16 protein-coding genes are annotated in these 16408 nt (G+C 65.0%); 10 read left to right on the top strand and 6 right to left on the bottom strand.

From position 1 onward, the window contains the following. Window positions 1-28 precede the first annotated feature (28 nt). The 3 genes from BMI91_RS07385 to BMI91_RS07375 all read left to right on the top strand — a co-directional run bounded on the left by BMI91_RS07385 (window position 29) and on the right by BMI91_RS07375 (window position 3331). Window positions 29-1027, top strand: a complete 999-nt coding sequence (locus tag BMI91_RS07385; RefSeq protein ID WP_078604514.1) for an acetamidase/formamidase family protein — start codon at window positions 29-31, stop codon at window positions 1025-1027. Between the two features lie 228 nt (window positions 1028-1255). After that, window positions 1256-2794: an amidase gene (locus tag BMI91_RS07380; protein WP_078604513.1), complete on the top strand. Its 1539-nt coding sequence runs from the start codon at window positions 1256-1258 to the stop codon at window positions 2792-2794. Between the two features lie 231 nt (window positions 2795-3025). After that, complete coding sequence (locus BMI91_RS07375; RefSeq protein ID WP_078604512.1) at window positions 3026-3331, top strand: DUF4342 domain-containing protein; 306 nt, start codon at window positions 3026-3028, stop codon at window positions 3329-3331. A 75-nt stretch (window positions 3332-3406) separates the two neighbouring features. On the opposite strand, the gene BMI91_RS07370 is transcribed toward BMI91_RS07375, so the two are convergent. From BMI91_RS07370 to BMI91_RS07350, 5 genes are all read right to left on the bottom strand, one after another. Further along, a complete protein-coding gene (locus BMI91_RS07370; RefSeq protein ID WP_244176584.1) occupies window positions 3407-4483 on the bottom strand; it encodes an alcohol dehydrogenase family protein in 1077 nt (358 codons plus the stop codon). Between the two features lie 106 nt (window positions 4484-4589). Further along, window positions 4590-6884, bottom strand: a complete 2295-nt coding sequence (locus tag BMI91_RS07365; RefSeq protein ID WP_078604511.1) for an arginine/lysine/ornithine decarboxylase — start codon at window positions 6882-6884, stop codon at window positions 4590-4592. Between the two features lie 130 nt (window positions 6885-7014). Further along, window positions 7015-7746 (bottom strand): anti-sigma factor, encoded by a 732-nt coding sequence (locus BMI91_RS07360; RefSeq protein ID WP_078604510.1) that lies wholly within the window; start codon window positions 7744-7746, stop codon window positions 7015-7017. Then, window positions 7743-8297 (bottom strand): sigma-70 family RNA polymerase sigma factor, encoded by a 555-nt coding sequence (locus BMI91_RS07355; RefSeq protein ID WP_078520217.1) that lies wholly within the window; start codon window positions 8295-8297, stop codon window positions 7743-7745. Before BMI91_RS07355 ends, BMI91_RS07360 begins: the two co-directional genes overlap by 4 nt. 143 nt (window positions 8298-8440) lie before the next feature. Then, window positions 8441-9328 carry a LysR family transcriptional regulator gene (locus BMI91_RS07350; protein WP_078604509.1) on the bottom strand — a complete coding sequence of 296 codons (888 nt, stop codon included), beginning with the start codon at window positions 9326-9328 and terminating at the stop codon, window positions 8441-8443. Between the two features lie 102 nt (window positions 9329-9430). On the opposite strand from BMI91_RS07350, the gene BMI91_RS07345 reads away from it, so the two are divergent. The 7 genes from BMI91_RS07345 to minE all read left to right on the top strand — a co-directional run bounded on the left by BMI91_RS07345 (window position 9431) and on the right by minE (window position 15388). Beyond that, window positions 9431-9928 (top strand): lactoylglutathione lyase family protein, encoded by a 498-nt coding sequence (locus BMI91_RS07345; RefSeq protein WP_078604508.1) that lies wholly within the window; start codon window positions 9431-9433, stop codon window positions 9926-9928. Between the two features lie 179 nt (window positions 9929-10107). Then, on the top strand, window positions 10108-10887 hold the full coding sequence (locus BMI91_RS07340; protein ID WP_093476970.1) for a DUF4394 domain-containing protein: 780 nt from the start codon (window positions 10108-10110) through the stop codon (window positions 10885-10887). 220 nt (window positions 10888-11107) lie between these two features. Next, the gene (locus BMI91_RS07335) at window positions 11108-12424 is read left to right on the top strand and encodes a hypothetical protein (protein ID WP_078604506.1); all 1317 of its coding nucleotides are present in this window, start codon (window positions 11108-11110) and stop codon (window positions 12422-12424) included. Window positions 12425-12427: 3 nt separating this feature from the next. Further along, window positions 12428-13237 (top strand): COG3904 family protein, encoded by an 810-nt coding sequence (locus BMI91_RS07330; RefSeq protein ID WP_078604505.1) that lies wholly within the window; start codon window positions 12428-12430, stop codon window positions 13235-13237. A gap of 230 nt (window positions 13238-13467) precedes the next feature. Next, window positions 13468-14232, top strand: a complete 765-nt coding sequence (minC, locus tag BMI91_RS07325) for a septum site-determining protein MinC (RefSeq protein ID WP_078541781.1) — start codon at window positions 13468-13470, stop codon at window positions 14230-14232. Further along, on the top strand, window positions 14229-15071 hold the full coding sequence (gene minD / locus BMI91_RS07320; RefSeq protein WP_078520208.1) for a septum site-determining protein MinD: 843 nt from the start codon (window positions 14229-14231) through the stop codon (window positions 15069-15071). Before minC ends, minD begins: the two co-directional genes overlap by 4 nt. Beyond that, the gene (minE, locus tag BMI91_RS07315) at window positions 15068-15388 is read left to right on the top strand and encodes a cell division topological specificity factor MinE (RefSeq protein ID WP_198453191.1); all 321 of its coding nucleotides are present in this window, start codon (window positions 15068-15070) and stop codon (window positions 15386-15388) included. The genes minD and minE overlap by 4 nt, the downstream gene beginning before the upstream one ends. A 6-nt stretch (window positions 15389-15394) precedes the next feature. On the opposite strand, the gene BMI91_RS07310 is transcribed toward minE, so the two are convergent. Next, entirely contained in the window at window positions 15395-16306 is a 912-nt protein-coding gene (locus BMI91_RS07310; RefSeq protein ID WP_078604504.1) for a DMT family transporter, read from the bottom strand. Between the last annotated feature and the right edge of the window lie 102 nt (window positions 16307-16408).

Genomic DNA, 16408 nt, shown 5'->3' with positions numbered 1-16408 from the left:
TGGAATTTGCAAGTAAAAGGAGCAACTTATGAGCTGGTTTGAAGAATCCATCATGGCGCGCAAGGGCGTGGCGAAAGGTCAGACCCTCGAGAAGCGCACGATCACCGAGGAAGAGCAGGGAAGCTATCCCTACATCTACACCGCCGGGATCGAGCCGGTCCTGACCGTCGATCCGGGCACCGTCGTCAGCGCCGAGACCCATGACGCGTTCGAAGGTGCGATCAAGTCGGAGACCGACAAGCCGACCGAGATCCTGAACTTCCCGTTCCTGAACCCGCAAAACGGCCCGATCTACGTCAACGGCGCCGAGAAGGGCGACACGATCGCGGTCTATATCGAAAGCATCGTGCCGCGCGGCCCGCAGCCGCGGGGGACCACGGTGATCATGCCCGAATTCGGCGGTCTGGTTCCCACCTTCGAGACGGCGCTCTTGACCGCGCCGCTGCCCGAGGTGGTGCGCAAGCTCGACATCACCGTCGAGGAGGGCACGAAGTGGAACGACAAGATCAGCCTGCCTTACGAGCCCTTCATCGGCACGATCGGCACGGCGCCGATTGCCGAAGCGATCTCCTCGCTGGTGCCGGATTATTACGGCGGCAACATGGACCTTCCCGATGTCGCACCGGGCGCGGTCGTCTATTTGCCCGTACAGACCGAGGGCGGCTATCTGTTCCTCGGGGATTGCCACGCAGCCCAGGGTGACGGTGAGCTTTGCGGCGTTGCGGTCGAGCACCCGACCGTGACTACCGTACGCATCGACCTGATCAAGAACTGGACGATCCGCACGCCGCGTCTGGAGAACGAAGAGTTCTACATGACCGTCGGCTCGGCACGCCCGATGGAAGACGCCGCGCGCGGCGCTTACCGCGAGCTGATCCGCTGGATGGCCGCCGATTTCGGCTTCGACGAGATCGACGCCTACATGCTGCTGACCCAATGCGGGCGCGTGCGCCTCGGCAACATGGTCGACCCGAAATACACGGTCGGGGCCTCGGTCCTGAAGTCGATCGTCGGCATCGCTGAATGAGCTTAGGGCCGCGCCCCTATCCCTTGTTGCGCGGTCTTTAACCTGTCGCCTCTGCCTTGGAGGGCAGCTTCTTGGGTGAGGGCGACCTTTTTCTTCCCGGCTTCGACCGTCCCTGCGGCCTCAGCGGTTCGCGCCACGGGTCGAGCTTTGTCACTTTCGATCCACCCCGCCCGGCTCCGGCTCGGGCGATGGCGGCACCATGCCCGCCAAACGGAAAAGGAGTCTCTCATGTCCGCTCAAACGAAACCCGATCTGCCCGACCTCGGAACGCTCACCGTCGCCGCCGTTCAGGAGGGGCTGGCTTCGGGGGCGTTCACTGCAGAGGCGCTGACCGAAGCCTGCATGGCTCAGGTCAAGGCGCTGAACGGCAAATACAACGCGATAATCTTCGAGAATGACGCAGCCCTCGAGACCGCCCGCGACATCGACCGGCGGCGCGCCGCGGGCGAGGCGCTCGGGCCGCTGGCCGGGGTGCCGATCGTCGTGAAGGATCCGATGGACATGGCGGGCATCCCCACCACGGCCGGTTGGCGGCTTCTCTATTCCGGGACGGGCGGCGTCGATCTGATGCCCGAACGCGACAGCCCGGTGGTGGCCCGGATGCGCGCCGCCGATGCGGTGATCCTCGGCAAGACCAACGTCCCGATCCTCAGCTGGACCGGAACGCATGCCAATGACAGCTGGGCCGGTCCCACGATCAACCCCGCGATCGAGGATCGTGCGCCGGGCGGATCGAGCGCAGGCACGGCGGCGGCGGTCGCCACCCATATGTGCGTCATGGGGCTGGCCGAGGAAACCGGCGGCTCGATCCAGAACCCGGCCTCGGCGCAGGGGCTGGTGGGCATCAAGCCGACGATCGGGCTGGTGCCGAATGCCGGGGTCGTGCCGCTCTCGGGCAATCGCGACGTGGTCGGGCCGATTGCCCGCACTGTCACGGATGCCGCCCTCGGCCTCGATGTCCTGGCGGGGTTCACCACCGAAGATCCCAAGACGCTGGCTTGCGTCGACAAGATCCCCGAAGGCGGCTACGCCTCGGGCCTGTCGAAGGACGGCCTGAAGGGCAAGCGGCTCGGGCTGTACGGGCCGGGCTGGCGGAAGAACGAACTCTCGCACGAGGCGTCGGATCTCTATGACCGCGCGAAGAGCGAGCTCGAAGACCTTGGCGCGGTTCTCGTCGAGGACCCATTCGCAGGCACCGATTTCGCAAGCTACCGGGAGATCACGCCGGGCACGCCCTTCTTCGACGGGCGCGGGCTGGAATCCATCCCCTATGACATGACGAAATATCTCGAACGGCTGGGCCCGAATGCGGCGATCAAGACTTGGGAGGAGTTCGTCGAGGCGACGAAGGAGGAAAACGTGCTCGCGAAGGGGGCGATCCTCGGCTTCCTCAACGAGCTGCCCGATTTCGTCGAGGCGGTGAAATCCCCGACCACGCCGCCCGCGCTGCCTGCGTTCACGGCCCTGAAGCGGACCTATCTGCTGCTGATGGAGGAAGTCTTCGCGCGCCATCAACTCGACGCGCTCGTCTATCCGCAGATGCTCTGCGAATTGCCGGGCCTGCATTCGGGCGACGCGATCCTCGAGACAACCGTCGGGGAGCTGAATATCGCGGGCATTCCGGGCGTCACCGTGCCCGCGGGCTACTACGCCTCCGGCGCGCCGTTCGAGCTGATCTTCCTCGGCCAGCAGTGGAGCGAACACGCCTTGATCCAATGCGCCTATGCCTACGAGCAGGGCACGCTGCACCGCAAACCTGCGGTCTGATCGGGGCTAATCGGCGTCACAGCATCACTTGGCCGTTGCGGCGTGAACTCGGCTTTTGCCCGAGCGCGCGCCGCAGCGGCCCTTTTGCCCGCGCCTGACGAAGATCAAGGCGCGGGCTGTGGAATCATGTTCCTTTCCCTCTGCGCAGCGCGCCGTGGCAAAGCGACGTGCCCGATGGGCGCTGCCGTAATTACCTCCGTGTTTACCCCCCAAATCGAGAGGAACAGTTCGATGCAAGACGACAAGAAACCCGAGCGCACCGTTTGGGAAGAAATCGAGGTCGCAGGCAACCAACTCGTCGATCGCGTCAAGGAATTGGCGCAGGAGGGGAGCGTGCGCCAGCTGCGTATCAGCTCCGCCGGCGGGGATCCTTTCGTCGAGGCGCCCCTCAATCTCAGCCTCGTCGTCAGCGGGGTCGTGGTGCTCGCCGCGCCTTGGCTGGCCGTCCTCGGCGTGATCGCCGGATTGGCTACCCGCGTGAAGGTGGAAATCGAGCGTGTCGAGGAGCCTGACGAAGGCGATAAGAAGGACAAGTAGGCCCCGGGCCGGGCGGAGCGGGAGCGCCATCAGCGTGGGGCTTGCGCTCCCACCCGGATATCCGGATCCAACGCCTCAGGACGCCGGGATCAGCACGATCTTCCCGGCGTGGTGTTTTTCCTGAAACACTTTTTGCGCCTCGACGATCTGATCGAGCGGGTAGGTGGCGGCCAGCAGGGGCCGGATTTCGCCCTTCTCGACATAGGAGATCAGGTTGCCGAAGATGGGCTCGCCCCATGCGGTGCAGCCGATCAGGGTGATGTCCTTGAGATACAGGTCGCGCATGTCGAGCTCCACGACCGGTCCGGCAATCGCGCCCGATGAGGCATAGCGCCCGCCGCGTCGGAGCAGTTTCAGCATCGTGCCGAAACCCGGCCCGGCGACGTTGTCGATCACCACATCCACGCTGTTCTCGCCGATCGCCGCTACGGGATCGTCCTCGCGACAGAGCACTTGGTCCGCGCCGATCTCCAGCACCATCTCGCGCTTGGCGGCGCTGGTGATGGCAACGACTTCCGCGCCGCGCCGTTTGAGGAGCTGGATCAACGCCGAGCCCACGCCGCCCGAGGCGCCGGGCACCAGCACGCGCTCGCGCGCGGTGACGCCTGCTCGGTGGATCATGTTCTCGGCGGTGCCATAGGCGCAGGGCAGGGTGGCGAGTTCGGCGTCGCTCCAGTCGCTTTCGACGGCGAAGACCTCGCCAGCGGGGACTTTGACATATTGCGCGAAGGCCCCGTCGAAATTCGAGCCGAGCCAAACCGTGTCCATCGAGGAGAAATCGCGCTCGCGCATGCAGGAGCGCACCAGGCCGCGGGTGCCGATCAGGGTCTCGTCGCCGCCGTCGCCCACCGCGACGACCCGGCCGCAGCAATCGGTGCCTTGGATCAGAGGGAAGGGCGTGGCCCCGCTCCAGCCGCCATCGGCATGCTCGGCGTCTTCGCGCGACTCCTGCGTGCCGGATTTGACGTCAGAAGAGTACCAGCCCAGCCGGGTGTTGATGTCGGTATTGTTGATGCCCGCCGCGAGCACCTGCAGCAGCACCTCGCCGGGCTCCGGTTCGGGCATCGCGACCTCGCGGTAGTCGAGCCGCTCGTAGCCGCCCGTTCCGGTCGTGACCACGGCCATCATCGTGCCTTTGGGCCTGTCGCTCATGCTGCTTTCCTCTCGCAACCGATCCGTCTGAGGAATGAATTAGGGCGCGGTCGGGATAAACCGAGCCGCGCCCTGAGAGTGATAGCCGAACACGGGGCGCGCAGGCTCAGCGCGCCACGCAATCCGCGAAGTAATACGTCTGGCCGTCCTCGCTGGTCTCCGTCACGAGCCCGTGGATATCGGTCTCGAAGCCGGGGCATTCGCGGGCGAATTCCCGGTTGAAGCGCAAGTAATCCACGATCTTCGCGTTGAAGACCTCACCCGGGATCAGCAGCGGAATGCCCGGCGGGTAGGGGGTCACGAGGCTCGTCGTGATCCGGCCCTCCAGCTCGTCGATGGAGACGCGCTCGGTCTTGCGCCGCGCGATATGCGAAAACGCCTCCGACGGGGTCATTTCGGGGTGATGGTCGGTCAGGTAGATCTCGGTCGAGAGCCGCGCCACGTCGTATTTCGCGTAAAGCGAATGGACGTGCTGGCTGAGATCCTTCAGCCCCATGCGCTCGTAGCGCGGGAACTTCGCCGAGAATTCCGGCATCACGCGCCACAGCGGCTGGTTCTTGTCGTAATGGTCCTTGAACTGCTGCAGCGCGGCCAGCAGCGTGTTCCAGCGACCCTTGGTGATGCCGATCGTGAACAGGATGAAGAAGCTGTAAAGCCCGGTCTTCTCGACCACGACGCCATGCTCGGCGAGGTATTTCGACACGATCGAGGCGGGGATGCCGCTGTCGTCGAAACGCCCCTCGATATCGAGGCCGGGGGTGATGATCGTGGCCTTGATCGGGTCGAGCATGTTGAAGCCCGGCGCCATGTCGCCAAAGCCGTGCCAGCTATCCGAGCCGGTCGTCTCGACGCCCTCGGCATCGGTCTTCTTGAGAACCCAGTCGCGGGTCGCGGCCATCCCGTCGCCATCGGCGCGGAAATCGGTCGGGCCCCAGACCTGGAACCACCAGTCCTCGGGGCCGTATTCCTCTTCGACCTTCACCATCGCGCGGCGGAAATCGAGCGCTTCGACGATGCTTTCCTCCACAAGTGCCGTGCCGCCCGGCGGCTCCATCATCGCCGCCGCCACATCGCAGCTTGCGATGATCGAATATTGCGGGCTCGTGGAGGTGTGCATCAGGTAGCTCTCGTTGAAGAGATGCCGGTCGAGCCTTTCTTCCTTGCTGTCCTGCACCAGCACATGGCTCGCCTGCGAAATCCCGGCGAGCAGTTTGTGCACCGACTGCGTCGCATAGGTGATCGACTTGGCGGTGCGCTCGCGCTTGCGGCCCATCGCGTGATACTGGCCGTAGAACGGGTGGAAGGCGGCATGGGGGATCCACGCCTCGTCGAAATGCAGGTTGTCGACCCAGCCGTCGAGCATCCCCTTGATGACTTCGGTATTATAGAGCACGCCGTCATAGGTCGACTGCGTCAGTGTCATGATCCGGGGCTGGACATTGTCGGTGTCGTAATCGGCCAGTAGCGGGTTCGCCTTCATCTTGGCGCGGATCGCCTCGGGCTCGAATTCCGAGCGCTGGATGGGGCCGATGATGCCCCAGTGGTTGCGCGTGGGCTTGAGGAAGACCGGGATCGCGCCGGTCATGATGATCGCGTGCAGAATCGACTTGTGGCAGTTGCGGTCCACGACGACCACATCGCCCGGCGCGACCGTGTGGTGCCAGACCATCTTGTTCGAGGTCGAGGTGCCGTTGGTCACGAAGAAGCAGTGATCGGAATTGAAGATCCGCGCGGCATTGCGCTCGGAGGCGCCGATCGCGCCGTTATGATCGAGCAGCTGGCCCAGCTCCTCCACCGCGTTGCAGACATCGGCGCGCAGCATGTTTTCACCGTAGAACTGGTGATACATCTGGCCGATCGGCGATTTCAGGAAGGCGACGCCGCCCGAATGGCCCGGGCAGTGCCACGAGTAGGAGCCGTCCTCGGCATAGTCGAGAAGCTGCTTGAAGAAGGGCGGCTGGATGCTCTCGAGATAGCTTTTCGCCTCGCGGATGATGTGCTTGGCGACGAATTCCGGCGTATCCTCGAACATGTGGATGAAGCCGTGCAGCTCGCGCAGGATGTCGTTGGGCAGGTGGCGCGAGGTCTTGGTCTCGCCATGCAGGAAGATCGGCACATCGGCGTTTTTCCAGCGCACTTCCTCTATGAAGGCGCGCAGCTTCTCGACTGCCGGGTCCAGTTCGGGACCGGAGGAGAATTCCTCGTCGTCGATCGCCAGCACGAAGGCCGAGGCGCGGCTTTGCTGTTGCGCGAATTGCGACAGGTCGCCGTAGCTGGTGACGCCGAGCACTTCGAACCCGTCGGCCTCGATGGCTTGCGCGAGTGCCCGGATGCCGAGACCGGAGGTATTCTCGGAGCGAAAATCCTCGTCGATGATGACAATCGGGAAGCGAAATTTCATCAGGGGGGTCCTCTCTCGGGCCTGTCTGGGTCGGGCGAATGGGGCGCGTGCGCCGCGCCCTGTTCATTTCAGCCGAATATAGGCAAGGTCAAGCCCGTGCGGGAGACCCTCCCGCACGGGCAGGGCCCGATCAGCTCTGGATATGGGCGAAGCCCTTGCCGAGGATCGGGCCGGTCGGGCGCCCTGTGGGCGAGCCGCCCGCGGGTTCCAGCGTGATCTCGTAGAGCTGCTGCGGTGCGGGAGCGGGCAGGTCGGGCCCGGTCAACACTGCAGGCGCCACCCGGTCGAGCGTGCCGAGCGACACCGGGCCCGTCTCAGGCGAGGGAAGGGTCCAGGCCTGGATCGTTTTGTCCGAGGGCAGCGTCACATCGGCTACGAAGCGGATCTTGGCATCGCGATTGCCGTAATCCTCGATCACGGCCTGCGGCTCGCCGGACGCGTTCATCAGAACGGCGACCACGCGCGGCTCTGGCGTCGGGCGCAGCGAGCCGGTGCCCAGCCCTACCGCGAGGCCGATGATCCCCGCCGCGATCAACCAGCGCCGCTTCGCGCGCGGGGCTTGCGGCAGGTTGTCGGCTTGCGGCGGGACCGGCGTGATCGTCACCCCCCGTGGGGCCGCGTCTTCGCGTGCAGGTTCCGCCGCGATGCGTTCGCGCAGGCGATCCATGAAATCATCCGGCAGGTCGACCTTGGGCGCGGAGAGGTCGAGCGGGAGCAACCCGTCGCGCAGCGCCGCCACGCGGGCCTCCAGCGCAGGGTCGCGCGCCAGCAGTTCCTCGAACAACTCGGCCTCGGTCTCCCCGAGCAGGCCAAGGACGTAATCATCTGCGATGGCATTGAGGTCGGTCCGGTTCAGGCTCATGACAGGCACTCCCTCAGGCTGGCCAATCCGCGCCGGATCCAGCTTTTCGCCGTCCCCAGCGGCACCGACTGGCGCGCGGCGATCTCGCCATGGCTGAACCCGCCGACATGGGCGAGCAGGATCGAATGGCGGCTGGCGGGGTCGAGCGCCTCCAGGCAATCGCGCAGGCGGCTGGAGCCTGCGAGCATCTGCCAGCCCTCTTCGGGCACGCTTTGCTCGCGTGCATCCTGCAACGCCCCCAATTCCTCGGGCGAGAGCAGGCTCAGCCGTTTGCCGTCGCGCAGAATGTTCAGGCAGCGACTGCGCAGGACGGTATAGACCCAGCCCTTGGCCGAGCCGGGATTGCCGCTGAATTGCCCGGCCTTGCGCCAGATGCGCACCAGCGCCTCCTGCAAGGCCTCCTCGGCCAGATCGGTGCGGCCCAGGATGCGCTTGGCCACGCCCAGCATGCGCCCGCCTTCCAACGCCACCAGCCGCTCAAGCGCGCCCGCATCGCCCTCGGCACAATCGTGCAGCGCCTGCGCAACGGGGCAGCTTTCCGCTTTCGTCATAAACGCTCCCATGTTCCGCCTGCCGCGCGGCGGTCTCTCCCGGACCAAGTTCTTCACGATTTTCTCCCGTTTCCAAGCTCTAGACCCGCGAAACGCTCGATTGGATGAAAATAATCTCGGATTTCGGTCGAAAAGCGTGGCGCTCAGCGCAATTGCCGCGCGGCTTGGACGATCATCTCTTGCGTATGGAGCACCCGCGCCGGGGCGCTGCGCCCGCGCCGGGAGGCCAGCCACAGCTCGTGCCAGCGACGCTTCGGTAGAGGGACGACAGAGAGCTGCGCCTTGTCCGCAAAGGCCTCGACCCCACTGCGCGGCAGGAGAGTGTAGCCGATCCCATTGGCCACCGGGGCAGGGATCTGCCCGATCTGGTTGACCGAACCGCGCAGGCGCAGCCGGTCAGCTCCGGGATAGTCCTCGGGGAAGTTCAGCTTCAGCAGGTCGTCGGCATAGGCGTAGCCGTCGGGATGGGCGATGAAGCCGTGCGCGTCGAGATCGGCGAAGGTCTCGGGCGGCACGGCCCCGGCAGGCAGCAGGAGGCACAGCTCTTCGCGCCCGATATGCTGCGCCTCGAGTCGCGCGTGATCCGGGTCCGTGCCGAGCACACCGAGGTCGAACCGCCCCTCCAGCAGTCCCGCCAGTATATCCGCCTGTGGTGCGGCCTGCAGATGGACGCTCAGCGCGGGCGCACTTTGCATCCATTCCAGCAAGATCGGGTAGAGCAGCATCGCGAAACTGCCTGAGCAGGCAATCTGCACCGGGCCCGCATCCCGGTCATCGGTCTCGATCGCGTCGCGCAGGCGTTTCTCCTCGGCCCGCCGCGACAGGCCGAGCGCGAAAACCGCCTCGCCCGCAGGAGTGAGCGAAAAGCTCTTGCCCTGCCACGTGATCAGCTTTTGTCCGACCTGAGCTTCTAGCTTCTTGAGGTGCTGGCTCACGCCCGGCTGTGTCATGTGCAACCGCTCCGCGGCGCGGGTGAAATGCCCCACCTCGCAAAGCGCGGTGAAGGTTTCGAGCCAGGTTGCGTTCAGCATGAGGGATAACAGATTGTTATTGTTCAGATGAAATATGATAATTTCACATGAGGGGTATGACAATCCATATCGCTGTCATCGCAACCAGAAAGGAGCCTTGAGATGGCAACCACCCCGCGCACCTTCTCCCATATCGGCCTGTCGGTCCCCGACCTCGAGGCCGCCGTGACGTTCTATTCCGAGGTTCTCGGGTTCTACGTCGTGATGGAGCCCTCCGAGGCCGTCGAGGATGACAGCGCCATCGGCGTGATGTGCACCGATGTGTTCGGGCCCGGATGGGGCTCGCTGCGGATCGCGCATCTGTCGACCGCGGATGGGATCGGTATCGAGATCTTCGAATTCCCCGGCAATTACGCGCCAGAGGACAAGCTCGAACACAAGCGCCACGGCACCTTCCATTTCGCCGTGCAGGACCCGGATGTGGAAGGGCTGACCCAGCGCATCGTTGAGGCTGGCGGGCAGCAGCGGATGCCGATCCGGGAATACTTCCCCGGCACCAAGCCTTACCGCATGGTCTATGTCGAAGACCCGTTCGGCATCGTCTTCGAGATCTACAGCCACAGCTATGATCTGACCTATTCGGCAGGCGCTTACGTCTGATTTCTCACACCGGCCCCGTTGTTGCGGGGCCGGTGTCTCGCCTGCTGTCGCAGGGGGCATCGCACCACTTCGCAGAAAAAATTTTGATTTCCTGCATCCGATCCGCATCTGGCCGGGTCTAGGGGGCATGGACGGCGCGAAAGGCGCTTGCCGCGAACAGGGAAACGAAAGGAATAACCATGCTGAAACTGACCCTCTCGACCGCTCTCGTCACCGCAATGGGCGCAAGCGGCGCCTTGGCGGCCTCGGCCATCGGCCTCGTGGGCGACAAGACGCTCGTGATGTTCGATACCGAGACGCTCGAAGTCACCGGCACGATGGATGTCACCGGCACCGCGAAACTGCACGGGATCGACCTGCGCCCGTCGAACAAGACGCTGGTCGCGGTGGATGCCGATCAGGCGCTCTATACGATCGATATGGAAAGCGGCGCTGCGACGAAAATCTCGCAGATGGACAAGATGCTGCCCGTGGACGGGCCGGTGATCGTCGATTTCAACCCGAAGGCCGACAAGCTGCGCTTCATGTCGGGCACCACCAATCACCGCGTGAACGTAGAAACCGGCGATGTGACCGTCGATGGCAGCCTCGCTTATGAGGAAAAGGACATGCATGCAGGCGAGGCCCCGGCGATCGCTGCCGCTGCCTATGCCAACAGCTACGGGATGCCCGACAGTACCGCGATGTATGACGTGGATTCCACCATCGTCGCGCTGATCCAGCAGACCTCGCCCAATGACGGCACGCTCGCCGCCATCGGCAAGTTCGGCATCGACATGCCGGGCGAGGGCTATGCGTTCGACATCCAGACCACCGAAGACATGAAAAACACGGCGTGGCTCGCCACCGGGAACATGCTCTACACCGTCGACCTCGAGAGTGGTGAGGCGATGGGCAAGGGCATGGTCGAAGGAGCCGGCGGCGACATCCGTGACTTGACGATCCTGCCGGCGATGTAAGTGGGGCGCCGGTTGTGGCCGGTTCGTCAAGACGAGGCCACCCGGAGTCCCCCGGGTGGCCTCACCAATTCGGGTGCAGATCACGCGCGAAACCGCCGCAACCGGGCGCGCGCAGGCGCAGGCTGAAGTAAACTATTCTTTCCAAACCCTTAAAATTCACCGTGCCGTGCCCCAATTGTGATCAATTCCCGATCCCAATTTCGAGAAGGGCGAGCCCCAGATGACCGAACCCACCAAGAGACTGAGCGCGGCCGAGACCAAGGGTCTGCGCACCGCGAAGGAGTTGGAGGGCCATCTGGCCTGGCTCGACACGATCACGCCGGCGGCGCTGGGCGTGCTGGCGATCGCCTCGGGGATCTATACCTATCTCGGCGTGTCCTCGATCCTCGAGGATAACGGCGCGATGAGCTTCTTCGCGGCACTGGCCTATTCCATCGCCGTCTCGGTCGGGATTTTCGTCTTCTGGAGCTACATGCTGCGGCTTTTGCCCGCGATGCGCACGGCGAGCGGCTTTCTGGGGCTGACGGTCTCGACCATCGTGGGCTCTCTGGCCATTGTCGCGATGTCGAGTTGGCTCAATGCGGCGGCGCTGGCGGGGTCGGCGGCGGTGGAGCAGCATCTGGACACCACCGTGCGCGATTACCAGTCCGCGCTGGAGCAGGCCCATGACATTGCGCTCTCGGCGCAGGCGCTGGGCCGCGAGGTCGAACGCGCGCGTGCCGCCTTCGAGGCACTGGCGGATCAGGAACAATCGGGCCAGCTTTCGGGCACGGCAGGGCGGGGCGCGGTGTTCCGCGTGCTGACCCAGAAGACCGAGGAACTGGCCAATCTCGAAGAGCAGATCCGCGCGCAGCAGCCGCTGATCGACGACTCCTTCGAGACCGGCAACCAGATCCTCGGGCGGATGCGCGCGCTGATCGTGGCGCCCGGCCCGGTGGAGAAACGCTCGGTCGAATTTGCCGAGCAAAGCGTGCGGCTGGCGGGCGTGATCGCGCGGCTTGATCAGCTGTCTGTCGCGCCGCTGGTGGCGCGGGCAGCGCAGGATCTGCCGGCGTCGGTGGTACTGCCGGAACTGGACGGGCGCACCACCAATGTCCGCGATGCGCAGTCTTCGACCATCGATTCCGTTCTGGAAGCGCTCGATCAGCGGGGCCGTACGCTCGAGCGCGCCGCCGATGAGGTTCTGGCCCGCGATCCGCCGATTCAGACCGCCTATAACCCGATCACTAGCGCCGAGGCCGTAATCCGTTACGCGGGCAGTTTCGTGCCTTCCTGGGCCGGGGCGATTGCGATCGACCTGCTGCCCGCCGTGCTGGTTTTCGTGCTGGCGGTGACGCAGGCCGCGATCCGTTCGGGCCGCGACGGGCTGCCGATCGAGGAGACGCTGACGCTGGCCGATCTGAAAGCCGCGCTGAACGCGATGCGCGATGTCGAGCAGACAATGGGGGGCGCCGATGCCGAGATGCTCAAGCGGGTGTCCGAGAAGGTCGACCCGCCTGCGCCCGCGGACGCGCCGCCGCGCCCTGCGGAGAGCTGAGCGATGCGCCTGTCGCTCCCGCGCTTCGACCGGTTCGACGTGCGCCGCTGGCTGCACGTCGTGTTGCTGGTGCAGGTCGGCATCGCCGTGGTGATGATTGCGGGCGACTGGCTGGGGCGCTATCGCCCGCAGCCGCCCTCCGCCGTGCCGGAAATGACCACCCCGGTCGCGCCGGGCGATCAGCGCCGCCGCTTCGATCCCGCACGTCCGACGCCGCGCCGCGATGCGCCTGCGCTGCCGCCGGGGATCGAGCTGCCGTCGAACTATCCCGACCGGCTGACCTTTGCGCGCGAAGAGGTCGAGGGGATCGGCACGGTGCTGCTGCTGAACGGGGCCATCGCGCCGGGCGATGCGGATCGGCTGGAGACCTATCTCGCGGGGCTCACCGAAGGCGACGCGCCCGAGGAGGCCCCGGCGACGATCGCACTCAGCAGCCCCGGCGGCGAAGTGAGTGAGGCGCTGGCGATTGGCCGCGTGCTGCGCGAGGCCGAGAAGAGCACCGTGATCCTGCCCGGCATGGCCTGCATGTCGGCCTGTCCCTATGTCCTCGCGGCCGGTCAGGAACGTCGTGTCTCGCCCGACGGATATATCGGGATGCACCAGCACTATTACGACGAGAACCTCTACATGCCCGCCTATTTCGCGGTCGAGGAAATCCAGCGCGGGCAGGGGCGGACGATGGAATATCTGATCGACATGGGCGTCGATCCCGGCGTGATGATCTATTCTCTGACGACGCCGCCGGAAGACATCTACATCCTGCTGCCCGAAGAGCTTCTCGACAGCCAGCTCGCGACGGCGATGCTCGAGTGATCCGGCGCGGCGATACCGGCTGACGACGCTGGGTCAACCTGCGATCCGGGCCCGCCTCTGCGCCTGAACACGAAAACTTCGTCTACTTCCGGTTGACGGCAGGATTTAGCCGAGTAGAGAGGCCATCGCGATTTTGTGCTGGCGTTTGCAGTGCGTGATCCGACACAACAAAGAAAAACAACGTGGGTGCACGATGCGCCCCGACTCCTGAGCAGAAGCGAGCTACCCTCGTGTCAGATACCCTATCTCCGACCGGGCAGAAGCCTGCGCCGGTCTCGGTTCAACCTTTCCAGTTCCGCGGTCTGTTCCTGACCGCCATCGCGCTACGGCTCGAGACAGACGCGCCTGATGACGTGTTCTATGCCGCGCTCGATGCGCAGCTTGCGAAGACGCCCCATCTGTTGGCCGGAGCGCCGATGGTGCTCGATTTCGCGCAGGTGCCGGAGTTCTCGAAACCGGCCGATGTGCGCGACATGATCGACAACCTTTTCGCGCGCGATCTGCAGATCTTCGGGGCGCAAAACGCCACCGAGGCGCAGCTAAGCGCAGTAAAAGGCTACGGAATTATTCCGATCAAGGTGGGCCGCGAGACCGCGATGCCCGAGCCGAAGCCGCAAAAGCCGCAAAAGCCGCAGCCTGCGGCGAAGCGGGCGGCCCCGCCGGTCCCGCGCAACAAGGTCGTGCAGACGCCGGTGCGTTCGGGCCAGATGATCGTGGCCGAGCATGGCGATCTGACGGTGGTCGGATCGGTCGCCTCGGGCGCGGAACTGGTCGCGGCGGGCAACATCCATGTCTACGGCACGCTGCGTGGACGGGCGATGGCAGGCGCACATGGCGATGAGAGCGCGCGTATCTTCTGCCGCCAGCTCGACGCCGAATTGCTCGCGATCGCGGGCCTTTACAAAACGAGCGAAACCATCCCCGCGGAGCTTCGTCGCAAGCCCGTGCAGGTTTTCCTCGACGATGACAAACTCTGTGTGGAGGCGTTCGAATGACGCAACTCAAGGACGATTCGCCGCTCGGCAAGGTGATCGTGATCACCTCGGGCAAGGGGGGCGTGGGCAAGACCACTTCCGCCGCCGCAATCTCTGCCGGTCTCGCCAAGCGCGGCCATAAGACCGTCGTGATCGATTTCGACGTGGGCCTGCGCAACCTCGACATGATCATGGGCTGCGAGCGTCGCGTGGTGTTCGACTTCATCAACGTCATTCAGGGCGATGCACGGCTCAAGCAGGCGCTGATCAAGGACAAGCGAGTCGAGACGCTCTCGATCCTGCCGACCTCGCAGACGCGCGACAAGGATGCGCTGACGCAAGAGGGCGTCGAGAAGGTGCTCGACGAACTGCGTCAGGAATTCGACTACATCATCTGCGACAGCCCTGCCGGGATCGAGCGTGGCGCGCAGCTCGCGATGTTCTTCGCCGATGAGGCGGTCGTCGTGACCAACCCCGAAGTCTCCTCGGTGCGCGACAGCGACCGGGTGCTGGGCCTTCTGTCGTCCAAGACCCGCCGGGCCGAAAGCGACGGCGAGCCGGTCAAGGCGCAGGTGCTTCTGACCCGTCACGACCAGTCGCGCATCGACAAGGGCGAGATGATGACGGTCGAGGATGTGCTGGAGCTTCTGGCGGTCCCGCTGATCGGTATCGTGCCCGAAAGCACCGCCGTCCTGCGCGCATCGAACACCGGCATGCCGGTCGTACTCGACGAGCCGTCCAGCGCGTCGGCCGCCTATGACGACGCGGTCTCGCGCCTTCTGGGCGAGGATATTCCGATGCGCATTCCGGGCGAGAAGCGCCCCGGCTTCATCGGTCGTCTCTTCGGGCGGTCCGCATGAGCCTGTTCGGTTTCTCGCTCAAACCCCGCCGCGCGAAATCGGCGCAGACGGCCAAGGACCGTCTGCAGATCCTTCTCGCGCATGAACGCGGAAGCGGGTCGGCGCAGGCCGACTACCTTCCCGATCTGCAACGCGACATCCTCGCGGTGATCCGCAAATACATGCAGATCGAAGAGGATGGCGTCGATATCCGGATGGAGCGCAACGACGATATCTCGAGCCTCGAGATCAATATCGAGATGCCCTCGGATTCGGAGAAAGCCGCCAAATCCGCGAAGTCCGCGAAACCGGCCGCCAAGTCGGCTGCCCGGAAGTAAGCGTTACTAGAGATGCTCCGGCGCGGCGGATTGGCTGCGCCGGAGAACGCTTTGCCGATGGCCCGCGTGCCAGAGATAGAGCGCCAAGCTCCCGATCACGATCGCTCCGCCGATCAGCATCGCGCGGCTCGGAGCCTCGCCCGTTCCCCACCAGACCCAGATCGGCCCGAGGATCGTCTCGAGCAGCATCAGCAGGCTGACATTCGAGGCCGAGGTGTAGCGCGACGCAAACGACAGCGACATGAAGGAGATCGGCAGCACCACACCGCCCGCCAGCGCGATTGCCCAGATTTGACCGCCCGTCACTGCCGCGCCTCCCGTCCAGAGCAATGCTGAAAGTCCGGCCAGCCCGGCCCCGGAGCCGACGGCGAGCAGGATCGGCAGATGCGGATTGCGTCGGATCGTGACGAAAGTCGTCGACAGGCTCAACGCGACCCCAAGTCCCGCAAGCGCGCCGTAGATCGGATTGCCGCCCACGCTCGCCGGGGCAGGGCCGAAGACGGCCAGCCCGATCCCGCTGAGAACGGCGGCGATGGCGAGCCATGTGGACCAGTGGGTGTTTTCACGCAGGAGCAGGCGGGACAGCAGCGCCGCGAAGACCGGCACGGTCGAGACGCTGAACAGCACGACCGACACCGGGGCGGCGGCGATCCCCACGGCAAACAGCGTCATGTTCGAGAAATGGCAGGCGACCAGCACGAGCCCCGCGCTGCTGGCGAGCGCCTGCAGGTCGCGCTTCAGGTGGCGTCTGCGCAGGGTGATGGAGGTCAGCCACATCGCGCCGCCCATCAGCAAGCCGCGCCAAATCACCATCTGCGCGCCGCTCATCTCGGACCAGCGCATCAGTAGCGTGTCGGGCGAAATCGCCAGCGCGCCGAACAGCGCGAGGAATATCCCGAACATCGGATGTCTGGTCATGATGGGGCTCCCTTCGCGCGGACCGCGCGTCTGGCGATCTCTAGCGGTCCGCGCGCGCGGTTCCAAGGCCGGGCAAGAGAACACCGGCCCGAGGGAAGCGGG

Source organism: Thioclava sediminum, assembly GCF_002020355.1.
Classification (GTDB): Bacteria; Pseudomonadota; Alphaproteobacteria; order Rhodobacterales; family Rhodobacteraceae; genus Thioclava; species Thioclava sediminum.
Note: the sequence above shows the minus strand (reverse complement) of the source record. Positions and strands in the feature narration are given on the sequence as shown.